General features: G+C 72.7%; 4 protein-coding genes. All 4 read left to right on the top strand.

Annotation, left to right across the window (positions count from 1 at the left end; translation table 11 throughout):
- The first annotated feature begins 2 nt into the window (after positions 1–2).
- From PV796_RS02185 to PV796_RS02170, 4 genes are read left to right on the top strand one after another with little or no spacing between them, the layout of a single operon-like run.
- Positions 3–5,378: a DUF6603 domain-containing protein gene (locus PV796_RS02185; protein ID WP_274911066.1), complete on the top strand. Its 5,376-nt coding sequence runs from the start codon at positions 3–5 to the stop codon at positions 5,376–5,378.
- Positions 5,375–7,732 (top strand): hypothetical protein, encoded by a 2,358-nt coding sequence (locus PV796_RS02180; protein WP_274911065.1) that lies wholly within the window; start codon positions 5,375–5,377, stop codon positions 7,730–7,732. The genes PV796_RS02185 and PV796_RS02180 overlap by 4 nt, the downstream gene beginning before the upstream one ends.
- The gene (locus tag PV796_RS02175; RefSeq protein WP_274911064.1) at positions 7,729–11,577 is read left to right on the top strand and encodes a hypothetical protein; all 3,849 of its coding nucleotides are present in this window, start codon (positions 7,729–7,731) and stop codon (positions 11,575–11,577) included. The genes PV796_RS02180 and PV796_RS02175 overlap by 4 nt, the downstream gene beginning before the upstream one ends.
- Positions 11,574–13,274, top strand: a complete 1,701-nt coding sequence (locus PV796_RS02170; protein ID WP_274911063.1) for a hypothetical protein — start codon at positions 11,574–11,576, stop codon at positions 13,272–13,274. The genes PV796_RS02175 and PV796_RS02170 overlap by 4 nt, the downstream gene beginning before the upstream one ends.
- The last annotated feature ends 168 nt before the right edge of the window (positions 13,275–13,442 follow it).

Below are 13,442 nucleotides of genomic sequence, written 5' to 3'. Positions count from 1 at the left end.
CCATGGCGCTGACCGTCGAGACGCTGCGTGCGACCCTGCAGGCCGCCGTAGGTCTGCCGGAACTCACCGTCCCACCCGAATTCCTTGAACTGGAGCCCACCGAGGAGTTGTTCCACGACCACCTCGCCGACGGCGTACTGCACGTGCGCGCGCCGGCGATCGACGTGGACCGGCTCACGGCCGTCGGCACCGTGCCACTGGCAAGCGGTACGGAGGCGCACACAGCGGTACGGTTCCTCGCCGACACCGGCAAGGGCGTCGTCGTCGGGGTACGGATCGACGCCGCCCTGTCCGCCGACGCACCCGACCTGCCCAAAGAACTCCGCGACGCCCTCATCCCGCTGGAGCGCTTCGGCCTCGGCGCCCTGCACCTGGTGCTCGGTGTGGAACCGGCCCTCAACGAGCAGTCCGAGGCTCTGGTGGGCGCGGGCGCCGAACTGGACTTCCCCGGCGCGCAGGCCGACCCCAAGCCGTACCTGTGGGGCTATCCGCCCGCACACGGCACCATCTGGCGGCTCGGCGCCGCATTCACGCCCGTACGCCTCACGGCACTGGACGAGCTGACGGCCTTCGCGGCCCTTGGTACCGGCGGCTTCGACCTGCCGCTCGACCTCGCACCCGGAACCGGCCTGACGCTCACCGCCCTCGCGGTCGCCTACACAGTGGGCAACGGCTCCGCGCAGACGGCCGGCACGGGTGGCCTCCTCACGGTTCAACTGGCCGTCGGACTCGACCGGGAGTGGAGCCCGCTGGACGGACTCACGGTGCGGAACCTCCACGCCGAGTTCTCCGTGCTCAGCCCCTTCGCCGGTCCCCAGCTCCTCACCACGCTCGGCGGCACGGTCGAACTCGCCGACGACATCGCCATCGACGTCGAAATCGGCCTCCCCGACCGCTCCTTGACCGGCACCCTGGTCCGGCCCGTCAACGCCGGCCAACTCCTCCAGGACCGCTTCCCCGGCATCCCCGTCCCCGCCACCCTCACCGTCAGCGAACTCACCCTCTGGGCCGAACTCGCCTCCGACGCGGGCAACCGCGGCTACGGACTCGACCTCGCCCTCACCGACGTCTGGGAGCCCGTCACCGGCATCAGGCTCGGCCAGGTCGTGCTCACCGTCTCGCACCAGGCCGGGGTGACCCTGGCCGGGCTCGCGGCGCGGTGGCAGCTCGACGCGGGGGTGCTGGATGTCGCCGGCACCTGGTCCTCCACCGACGGGTGGGCCTTCACCGCGCACGCGGTCGGTCTGCAACCGGCCGCCATCATGGGCCACTTGGGCATCGACGTACCCGAAGCCCTGCGCGATCTGACCGTCGAGGAACTCTCCGTCGCCTTCGACACCCACGGCCACTTCACCTTCGCGTGCACCACCGCCCTCACCGTCGACGAGATCCCCGTCTCCCTCACCGTCACCGTCGACCACACCCCCGGGCACACCCGGGTCTCCGGACTGCTGCGGCTGACCGTCCCGCTCGACGAGGAGACCGAGCGCGTCCTGGAGTTCGCCGTCGACTACGACAGCGACCCCACCGGCCGTGTCCTCACCGCCCGTTGGACCGGCACCCCCGCCGTCACCGCGGGTGAACTCGCCGGTGCCGTCGGGCTGTCCATCCCCGCGGGAGTCCCCGCCGGACTCCTGCCCGCCCTGGCCTCCGTCGGCCTGCGCTACGACAGGACGGCCGGGCGGCTGCTGTTGTCCGCCACCACCGAGGCCGGCGGCGGCATCGTCGTCGCGTCCGTACCGGGCACCCCGCGCGCCCTCGTCCTGCTCGTCGCCGCGAACATCGCGGACCTCAGCCCCACCAAGCTGTCCCAGCTACCGCTCGTCGGGGGCCAGATCCCGCCGGGCGTGGACGTCGGCATCACCGGCATCCAATTCCTCGTCACCGGCGGCGCGTTGACCACCGCCCAGATCGCACTGGTCAACGCCGACCTCGACGCCACCGGCTGGACCGGCGGCAGGCTGCCCGACTCCGGGTCCGGCCTGCCCAAGGGAGCGGTGCTCACCCTCCCGTACGAGGTCGCGGGCGCGGCACAGGACCCGCTCGCCGTCTCCTTCGGGGGAGGCGGGCAGCAACAGCTCGCGCTGAGGGACAGCGGCAGCGGCGGTCCGGAGTCCGCCGCGTGGGCCGACATCGGCCGCTCCTTCGGACCCCTGCACCTGCAACGCATCGGCGCCGGCTTCGACTCCGGCAAGGTGCTGGTGATGTTCGACGCGAGCATGGGCGCCTCCGGGTTCACCCTGGGCGTCATCGGGCTCGGGATCGCCCTGGACCTCGACACCATGAGCGCCGAACCCCGCCTCCAGGGGCTGACCGTCGATCTGCGCCGCAACCCGCTGCACATCGCGGGCGCTCTCCTCAACCGCCAGCCCCCGCCGGACGATTACACGATCCTGATCGAGGGCCTGCTCGTCGTCGAGATGCCGAGGTTCGGAGCGCTCGCGCTCGGCGCGTACCAGCGGCGCGGCGACGGCATGACCTCGTTCTTCGCCTTCGGTCGTCTCCAGGGCACCTTCGGCGGGCCGCCACCGTTCCGCGTCACCGGCTTCGCCCTCGGCTTCGGCTACAACAGCAGCGTCCGCGTCCCCGAGCAGACCGAGATCGCCCAATTCCCCCTCGTCACCGGCCTGGACGGCGGCCTCGACGACGACCCCCTCAAGACGCTCCCGGTGCTCACCGGCGGGCCCAACCCCTGGGTCACGCCCGCCGAAGGCCAGATCTGGCTGGCCGGCGGCATCGACTTCACCTCCTTCGAGTTCGTGCAGGCCCGCGTCCTGCTGCTCCTCGAAGTCGGCAACTCCCTCACCCTCGCGCTCATCGGCCGCGCCACCGCGAGCTTCCCGAGGAAGGGCGCGAAGAAATACGCCCAAGTCGGCGTCGACCTGCGGATCGTCTACCAGTCCGCGCGCGGCGAACTCGCCGCCACCGCCCAGCTCGTGGACTCCTACGTCATCGACCCGTCCTGCGTGCTCACCGGCGGCTTCGCCTTCTACTCCTGGTTCGGGCCGAGCCCGCACGCCGGGGACTTCGTCCTCACCGTCGGCGGCTACCACCCCGACTACACCAAGCCCGGCCACTTCCCGGTCGTCCCGCGTCTCGGCTTCACCTGGTCCGTCGGCTCGGCCGTCACCGTCAGCGGCGGCGCCTACTTCGCGCTCACGCCCAACGCCGTCATGGCGGGCGGCATGCTGGACGTGCGCTACAAGGCCGGGAACGTCGAGGCATGGCTGACCGCGCAGGCCAATCTGCTCATCCAGTGGGCACCCCTGCACTTCCGCGCCGGGATCTCCCTCCGCGTGGGCGCCCGCGTCAAGCTGCTGTTCACCGTCAGCGGCGAGATCGGGGCCTCGCTCGACCTGTGGGGGCCGCCCACGGGCGGCACGGTCACCGCGAAGTTCGTCTTCATCAAGGTCACCGTCAAGTTCGGCGCCTCGCTGTCCGGTCCCGCGGCGCTCACCTGGGACGAGTTCCGTACGCAACTCCTCCCGCCCGAGGCCCCGCTCACCGCGCACCCGCTCACCGGCCTGCTCACCGACCCCGACGCCGACCCGGCTCTGCGGGCGGCGAGGGTCAAGGCCGGTACGGAGCCGTGGCTGGCCGACCCGGCCGGCTTCTCCTTCGCCGTCTCCAGCGTCGTCCCCGCGGCACAGGCACAGTTCAACGACCGGGAGCCGGAGGGGCACAGCACCGTCGACATCCGGCCCATGCAGAAGAAGGGCATCGACGGGCTGCTGCACGTCACGGTCGAGTACAGCAACACCCGCCGCCGGCAGGTCGCTTCCTGGCAGTCGCTCCCGAACGACGGCAAGTGGCAGGTCGACGTGGAGCACGGCAATGTGCCGTTCGCGCTGTGGGGCGACCCCGACGTCGCCCAAAAGGACACCCTCGGCCAGGAACCACTCCTCGACCACCGCACCGGTCTGCGCATCACCGTCCCCCCGCCCGAGACCAACGGCCAGAACCTCGGCCCGATCGCCGAGCGCGACCTCGCCACGGAGAAGCTCAACCCCGACGCCGCGCTCCCGCTCGACCCGAACGCCGGCCCCACCGGCTCGCCCGTCGAGCTCGCCGAACCGCTCGGCGCGGGGGTGGGCGTACTCGCCGGACAGCTCGCCAACCTGGCCGGGGGCTCGGCCCGCACCCGCATGCACGGTGTCCTGGCGGGGCTCTGCCCCGACACCCCGCTGCCCAACGGCACGGTGGGCGCATACGCCGAGCAGGCCCGCACCGCCGGACTCGACGCGGACCCGCTGCTGCTCACCGAGGACCCCCAACCGCCCGCCCCCGGGCCCGTCGTCCTCGTCCTGGACGACACCACCGGGACCATCCTGTCCGTCGACCCGGACACGGCGGCCGTCGTCGGCCGGGCCCCGGTAGGCCAGGCGGGCCCGTACCTGGCGGCGACCTCGGTGGACGGCTCGACGCTCTACGCGGTCGGCAGGGACCCGAAACAGCTGGCGGTCATCGACGTCGTCGCCCAGCGGGTACGGCCGCCGCGCACCGGAATCCAACTGGTCGGGCAGCCGACGGCGTTCGCGGTCACACGCGACAACTCCCGGGCGGTCGTGGCCCGTCCGGCTCAGGTCGCCGCGGCCTCAGTGGACCTCGCCGGAGGCGCCGATCCCGTTCACACGGACGTCGACCGGCAGGACGTCCAGAGCTTCGGTGGCATCGCGGTCGACGTCGAGGCCGGGCGGCTGTACGTCAACGCCAACGACGGCAGCAAGACCGTCACGTACGACACCTCCACCGGCTCGAAGCTCGGAGTGGTCTACGGGCCCGCGACACCCACGTTCCTCACGCCGGGCCAGTCCGGCCGGGTGTACGTCTACGGTGCGGCGGCGGGCAGCAACGGCCAGGTACAGGTGATGCCGGTGCCGACCCCCGGGGCCTCGTACACGCCGTACAACTTCCCGCAACGCGGCACCGCACTGGCCATGCTCACGAACTCGGCCCGTCGCGCCGTCGTGTTGCGGATGGTCGGCGAGACCGGGCAGGTGGTCACGGTCTACGAGCGCCCCGGCTCGCCGCCCGTCACCACCGTCGAGTACGACGTCGCCATCGGAGCCGACCCCCGCGCCCTCGCCCTCGACCCCGCCGACCGCGCCTGGGTCCTGCACGGCTCCGCCGTCTCGGTCGTCAGCGGCAGCGCCCTCCTCGGTGAACTCCCCCTCGACGCCCGCCCGTTGTCCGTCACCTTCACTCCGGACGCCGCCCGCGCCTTCGTCGCCTGCGACGACGCGACCATCACCGTCGTCGAGATCCACGACAACGCGCCGATCGCCACCGGGCACTGGCAGCTACCGCCCGGCACCGTCGCCTCCGCTGCCCTCTACACCGTGTTCGCCGCCACCGCCTCGGAAGGGGCCGCCCGATGACGGACCAGCGCCGCGCCCCCGCGCGGGTCACCGACCCCAGCTTCGTCCTGCACTTCCAGGACAACCGCGAACCCGCCATCAACGCCGGCCTCTACCGCGTACGGGCCACGCAGACCCTGCCCGGCGTGGCAGGCGCCGACGACTACCTCGTACCCGTCGAGGAGACCTTCGAGGTCCGCGCCCCGCAGTTCGCCCTCGCCGACGAGCATGTGCACGCCGTCAACCCGGCACCCGAGGCCCGCTCCGACTACCGCACGACCCTCGCGCACCTCACGCTCACCGATCCGCTCCTGCCGTGGATGCGACGCCTGGACGAATCCGGGACCGCTCTGGACGCCGCACCCGAGGAACCCTGGCTCGCCCTGCTCCTGTTCGCCGAGGGCGAGTTGCCCGACGACCCCGAGTCCGCGGCCCTGACCGTGCCCATGACGGCGGCGGAACTCCTCACCGACGCCGGAGGCGTACGCCACCCCCGCATCGCACCCTCGCAGATCGAGGGCGACCCGACGGCGCTCTGCCACACCGTGGACATCCCCGGCGACGTCTTCGCCACGATCGTCCCGCGCACCGACGAGCTCCGGCACCTGATCCACGTCCGCGACGTCCGCCCCGACACCGGGCTGCGCGGCGAACAGCTCGCCGAGGGCACCTACGCGGTCGTCGTCGCCAACCGGCTGCCCGACCGCGAGCACGAGGTCCGCTACGCCGCGCACCTCGTCGCCCTGGAGGGCTGCCGCTCCATCCTGGCGGACGCGGACGCCGGAGAGCTGACCGCCGACGTACGGATCCGCCTGGCCGCGCTGCGGAGTTGGTCCTTCACCAGCAATCCGGATGCGAACGGTGGCTTCGTCGGCCGGGTCCGGCACTTCCTCTTCGACTCCGACGAGGAGCACAAGCAACGCGACCTGTTGTTGCGCACACCCGTGCCCGCGGCCGAACCGCCCGCCGGGGCCGATCCCGCCGCGTACACCACCGCCCGCGCCCGGCTGGCCTCCGGCCGGGTGCCGCTGGCCTACGGACTGGAGACCGGCGAGCGCAGCTACGCCTGGTACCGGGGTCCGTTCACGGCCGAGCCCGCGCAGCCGCTGCCGACCCCACCCGCCGCCGGCTGGACGAGCGCCGCGCAGCTGATGGCGTACGAGAAGGCGTGGGGGCTGTTCGACGCGGGCTGGGGAGCGGCCTGGACGCTGGGCCGCGCACTGGCCCTCGCCGACGCCGACTTCGCGGCGATGCTGACCGCGTGGCACGCGAAGGCCCGTACCCGGGCGGCGGTGTTGGCGCAGCGGCTGGCGGCGGTGGGTCTTGGGGCGAGGGGGACAGGCGGGGCGGCGGAACGCGCCCTCGGCCCCCGCCCCTTCGGCACCCTCCTTGAGGAGCTCGCCGCCGACGGCGCCGCCGCACGGCTGCTACGGGCCGGTACGCACCCCGTTCAGTCCCGCCACGCGCCCCCGCCCGAGCCTTTCCGGCGCACCCCGACCGCCGGGCGGCGCGGAGCCGCACGGGTCGCGCGGACCGCCGAGCTGCTCGCCGACCCACCGGTCGCCCTGCGCACCGCCCTCACCGCCCAACTCGCCGACGCCGCTGCCCCGATCAGCGCCTGGTTGCAGCGGCTGCGCCTGCTGCACACCATCCCGTTCACCGACCTCGTTCCCGACGAGAACGCCCTGCCCGCCGAGTCCCTGCGCCTGTTCTACGTCGACGAAGGCTGGCTCACCGCGCTCGTCTCCGGCGCGGCGGGCATCGCCCTCACCGGCGAGACCGACGCCGCCCTCGCCCGGATCGCCGCACCCTGGGCACGCGGTGACGACGAGGCGCCGACCCCCCGCGCGGGCGTGCTCATCCGGTCCGCGCTCGTCCAGGAATGCCCCGGGCTGCTCGTCCGCCCGTACCGGGGCCACGGTGACGACACCCGCACCCCGATCGCCGTACTCCGGCAGGACGTCCTCGGCCCCGACGTCCTGCTCGTGCTCTTCGAGCAGGTGCCCGACGAGGTGGAACTGGCCGAGCCGCCCGAGGGCCTGTCCTTCGGCGTCGACATCAGCCAGGGCGAGCGGCGGGTGATCAACCTGCGGCGCGTGGACCCGCCCGCCGTCGCCCGGCAGATCGACGGCGAGGCATTCCCGCACCCCGAGGGCCCCGACGGACTCGACGCGTATCTGCGCCCCGACCCCGCGGGCCGGCGCGCCGTCCTCGACCTGCGCCCCACCGCCGCCGACGGGCTGCTGCGCCAACTCGGCGCCCGTCTGGCCGAGTTGGGTCAGTCGGCCGCGGACCGCTTCGGCCCCGCGGGCCTGGCCGTCCAGCTCGTCAACGCGCCCCGCCGTCAGCTCCTCACCCGCGGGACGGCCCGATGACCGCGAAGACCCCCGAAGAAGGGCAGCACCGCGCCGTGACACATCCCCTCGTCGTCCCCCTGCAAGTCGAGGCGCTCACCGTCAACGAACGCGTCCGCCACGCCGAGGTCTTCCAGCGCTGGCAGGCCAACTACGCCCTCACCCGGCTGAACCTGTCGCCCGAACCGCCCGCGTTCTCCAACACCGACACGGCCTTCAACGCCGACCCCGACCGCGAAGGCGTCTATCTGCACTGGCAGTTGCCGCAAGCCCTCACCCACGGCGTGGACGAGAGGGGCGACGGCGTCCCCGTCTTCCCGCTCGTGCCCAACCGCTGGCTCGTCGTCCGGCAGGCCGTCGACACCGGCTCGGGGGAGCGGACCGACACCGGCTGGATCGTCGAGAGCGACTACCTGGACCCGGCCCTCGGCTCCAGCACCTACATGGACCGGGACGGCCGCCTCACCCGCATCGGCCGCCGCATCAGCCTCGCCGACGGTGCATGGAGCGAACCCGGCACGCCCGGTGGGCTGTTCCTGACCGCCGTCGGCCCGGGGCTGCCCACCTTCGCCGCGTACCAGCCGTACAACCTCGACGTGTTCTCCGTGCACGACCGCACGGACGACCTCGACCCGGACACCGTCTATGAGCTCAACTACCTGGTCGCGGGCTGGTACGGCGACCCCGCCGCCGACCCGCTGGCCGGGGGCCTCGCGGAGCGGCTGGCCGCGCTCCACTGGAAGGCCACGGGCACGGCACCCGACACCGCCCGTACGGTCTGCCACGGCACCGTCCTCGACGTGCAGTGGCAGCGCCGGGGCAGCGGCATGCCCGCCTCCGACCGGCCCGACTACGTCACCATCGGCGTGGGCAACAACACCGAGCACGCCACCAAGGCCATCAAGGAGTACGCGGCGCGCCGCGCCGGATCCCCGCCCGAGCTCGCCTCCCTGCTCTCGGCCGTGCACTCCGGCGTCCTCGACCTGTTGGAGGAACCCGACGGCCAGTTCCAGGCCGAACGCGCCCTGCACGCCTCGTGGTTCACCCCCGAGCCCGGCGGATACACCTGGGTGCTGGAGGACGCCGAGCAACCCGGCACGCCGGACCCGACCGCGCGCCGGCGTCGGCCGCGTGCCGTACGCAGCGCCTACGCGCGGGCCCTCGCCAAGCTCAACGAGGACCAGGCCGCGCACGACGCCGCCGTCCAGGACCTCATCGCCGCGCAGCGTCGGCTGTACGACCTGTGGTGGGCGGCGAACCTACCGAAGGTGCCGGACGCTCCGGGGGAGCCGGGCGGCACATACCGCGAGGACCTCACGGCACGTGTGGGGGACGCCACCAGGGCGGCGAAGGACCAGCGCGAGCGGGTGACACGGCTGCGTGCCGCGATCCCCTGGGAAGACACCCCCGAGCAACTCGCCGACGCCATCGGCCAGTACCAGATCGACCACGGCCTCCCGCCGGGCGAAGTCGTCCTCAAGCGCGCTGTCCTGCCCGGCTACCACCGGCCCAATGACCCGGTCGTGGTGATCCGGGGGACGAAGGACCGCCCCCTCCCGCCGGACCCGGAACACGTGGCGGCCGCCGACCCGTACGCGGTGCGCGAAGGCGAGTACGACGCCAGCGAGGAGGACGAGGACCCGCCGCTGACGTGCCGCTGGCCGGACGCGCTCGTCACCGGCGTACGGGTCGCGGGGAGCACGGTCTCCGCGAGCGACGCGCAGACCCCGAAGCCGCCCGACCTCCCGTCTCCCGACGGGCTGTCCGGCGTGCTGTCGGCCCTGCTGCGTGAGCTTTTCCACCTCGCGTCCGCCAACGCCCGAACGCTCGCGAGGGCCACCGGCTTCAGCGACTGGCAGGCGCTCGCCACGGCCATGCGCGACCCGCACACCAACGCCATCGGCACCCCTGGCGCGTACACCGCACAGTGGCGGCAGCCCTGGCAGCCCCTGTTCTTCGAGTGGAAGGTCGACTACTTCCCCATCGAGTGGCGGGGCGACCCGGACGGTGGCCATGCGGACCGCGCCAACTGGAGCTTCGACGGCACCGAGTACCACTGGCTCGGCACCGGAGACCACGCCGTCCCCCTCAGCCTCAGCGGCCGCCAGTTCCTCACCCCGACGCCCTCGGAGACCATGGCCGCCGCGCTGCGCCAGTACGCCCGTACCCACCCGGGACCGGGAGCCGGCGCGCTGCGGGCACTCGCCCGGCAGGTCGAGGACGACGCCGACTGGTTCTCGCAGCCCCTCGCCGGCTTCACCGAACAGCTCGCCGCCCGTGCGTCCACCCCTGCCACCCTCAACCCCCACTCCGCGCTGCCGGACGACGTGCGCATCGCGCTCACCGAGGCGTCCGGCCGCACCCTGCCGCCCAACCCGGGCGCTCTCCCGCGCCCGTTCACCGGCTGGAACGAGAGCCCCTACCAGCCGCTGCGCGCGGGCCAGTTCGCCTTCGCCCGGCTCGCCGTCATCGACCGCTTCGGGCACGCCCTGCCCGCGATCTTCCCGGACCCGCTGGCCCTGCGGTTCGCGCCCGGGAACGAGCCCGGAGACGTGATCGGCGTCGGCGTACCCGCCCGCCGCTTCGCACCCGAACTCCCCGAGGAACTGACCCCCTCGTGGCAGGACCCGGGAGACCCCGGCCGGGGCCACTGGACCATCAACCCGCCCACCTGGTACCGCTTCACGCAACTCACACCCCGGCTGATCCAGCCCGCCCGGGCCGGCTTCACCCTGCTCGACGCCCGGAACGACCTCAACCCGCTGACGACCGCGAGCGACCCGGACACGACCCCGGTGTCCGCTTGGCTCGTCCCCGGGTACCTGGACCGCGCACTGTACGCGTACGGCCCCGACGGCACCCCGCTCGGCGAGCTGCGCACGACCCTGCCGCCCAGCGGCACCCATCAGGTGACCTGGCACCCGCTGCCGTACTCGCGCTACCGCGAGATCGACGACCTGCGGGACAACCACCCGATCCTGCACGGCTTCCTGACCGCGCTGGTCGCCCCGGACCGGGGCCCGGCCGCCCTGCGCTCCCTCCTCACCGTCATCGACCGCACCCTGTCCACCACCGCCCCCATCGGGGACGCCGCGCCCCCGCACACCCCGAGCGTGCTCGTCGGACGGCCGCTCGCGCTGATGCGCGTCCGCTTCGACCTGGACCTCGACGGCCCGCCGCACACCGACCCCTCGTGGGAGAACCTGCGCGATCCGCAGGCACCGGCCTACCCCGGCTACCGCTGGCCGGTCCGGCTCGGCGAACGCAACGAGCTGACGGACGGACTCGTCGGCTACTTCCACGGCGAGCACCGCGACACGGACTACCGGGTGCTGCACACGGTCCTCGACGAGGCCGAACTCCCCGACGAGGCACGGCAGTACTTCGACCCGATCGGTACGGGCGCCTCCCTCACCCTGCCCGCCCGACCCCCGGGCAGCGACCCCGACCACCGGAACGCCGCCTACCTCACCCTGCTCGCCGACCCGCGCGGCACGACACACGCCACCACGGACGTCCTGCCGGCCGCCGAAGTCCGCCTGCCCGCCCGGCTCGTGGAACCGCCACTGGCCGAACTCCCGGTGTCCTTCCGGCTGGGCCCGCTGCCGGTGAGCGAGTACGTACCGGACCCGGCGGGAGTACGGGCCGGGGAGCAGCCGCCCGCGCTCGTCGTACCGCGCCCGTCCGACCGGTACGGCACGTGGACGTGGGCGCAGAACGAGACGGCGGACACGTGGAGCGAGGCCACCACCTACGCGTCCGACGGCGAACCGCACCACCCGTATCCCGCGCCGACGTTGCGCACCGGCCGCCTCACCCTGCGTCCTGCGAAGGCCGACGACCAGACAGAAGGAGACCGCCGATGAGCGACTGCGTGCTGAGCTACGCCCTGACGACCGTGCCCACCCCGCTGACCGTCAGCCCGCCCAAGTCCGGCCCCGGCAACGAGGATGAGCTGGCCTACGGGTCCATCGACCTCGTCATCTCCAACAGCGGCGGCACGACGGTGCGGTGCAGCCGCATCGCCGTCGTCCTGCCGGTCGGCTCCCTGGCCCAGGACCTGGCGTTGACGGGCGAGGGCATCGCGCCGTATGTCGAGCCGGAGTCCGGGTGGACGATCGTGGGTCCGCAGCCGGATGTCCTGCTCGCCGTGCCGATGGCGGAGACGGCGGTGTTCCCTGCGGCGGGGGAGGCGACGGGCGACTCGTCGAAGGTGCGGTTCAGCGTCGAGCCGACGGGCGGGACGAGCGAAGTCACCGTCGACGGGCTGTACATCACCCTGAAGAACATCGCGATCAGCAACAAGACCGGTGTCGCCCGGATCGGGATCGAGGAGTGGGCGACGACGGGTTCCACGATCCCGGAGGCGCCGAACACCGGGACGCTGGACGTCGCGAAGTTCCCCTTCCGCAGCGGGGCGGACCCCGCGCCGGGGGTCGGGCGGGCGCTGGTGGCCGTCACGGCACAGGGCGGCCCGCCCGCCACGCGGATCGCCGCCGGTGATCCGGTACGGCTGGAGTGGCACCATGTGCGCGGCGACAACCACGAGTTGTACATGGACGGGGAGCGCGTGCCGGATGCCTCGATCCCGGGCGGGAGCGTGTATCCGGTTCCGGCCGGGAAGGTGCTGCGGGACAGGGCGTTCGCGCTGAAGACGGTGACGCCCACGCCGGACGGCGGGTTCGTGACGCGGTGGGATCACTTGACGGTGTGTGTCACGGACCAGACGCTTGCGAGCCTGACGGTGAGCGGTGGGCTGACCGCTAAGGGCGTGGTGACGGCTCAGCAGACACTGGACGTGACGGGGGCGGTCACGGCGGAGAGCACGCTGGATGTCACGGGGAACACGACGGTCGGAGGGACCCTCAAGGTCACGGAGCAGCTGACGGCCGACGGGAAGCTCCAGGCCAACGGCGCCTTCGAAACGAGCACGGCCGGTGAATCCGTCTTCCACCACAACGTCACGGTCTACGCACCGAACGACCTCGTGGCGGGTGGGGGATTGCGTGTGGACGGTAAGCTCCGGGCGGAGGGAGACGCCGAGTTCGCCGGCACGGCCGGATTCACCGGGGCGGTGCAGGGCTACCGCAGCACCTATCAACGCTCGTGGGGCCAGGGGCAAGCGCCCCAATCGTCGAATCCGTATCAGGCAACGGCATCCACGGACGGTGTCCTGTACGGCAACATCCAGTGCTACGACAACACGAGCAAGAACGACAACATCGGCTACAAGGGCAGCCTCAATGTCAGGGTGAACGGGTACACGTATCGGTGCGACGCCCCGATCCTGCGGCAGTCGGGAGCCGGAGCGCAGCATTACGCACTGACGGCGCCGGTCCGCAAGGGCGACTCGATCTCCGTGTACCTCACCCACGACGACACCTCGATCTGGTACGACAAGCTGGCGATCAGGCTGTTGTGGCGCCCCTACGGTGCGGACAGCCCGCTGTCCGGTTTCTCCAAGGCCGCCGACTTCGTCGAGGACAACGCCGCCGACGCGGCGGACGCGTCGCAGGGGTCCGGTACCGACACCCCTTCCACCCCTTCCACTCCTTCCGACTGAGCGTCCAGGGACGTGATGCCGTGGGCCGGAACGCTCGACGTCCGGCCCACGGCACGACGAACTACCGGTAGTCGACGCTGACTGACCGACCGACGTTGGTGCCGTCGTGCGCCCCCACCGGAGTCCGTTGATCCCCACCGGAGTCCGTTGCCGGACGGGCGGCATCGA

Origin of the sequence: Streptomyces sp. WZ-12, assembly GCF_028898845.1 — a bacterium.
Lineage (GTDB): Bacteria > Actinomycetota > Actinomycetes > Streptomycetales > Streptomycetaceae > Streptomyces.
This window is presented reverse-complemented; position numbering and strand designations above follow the sequence as displayed.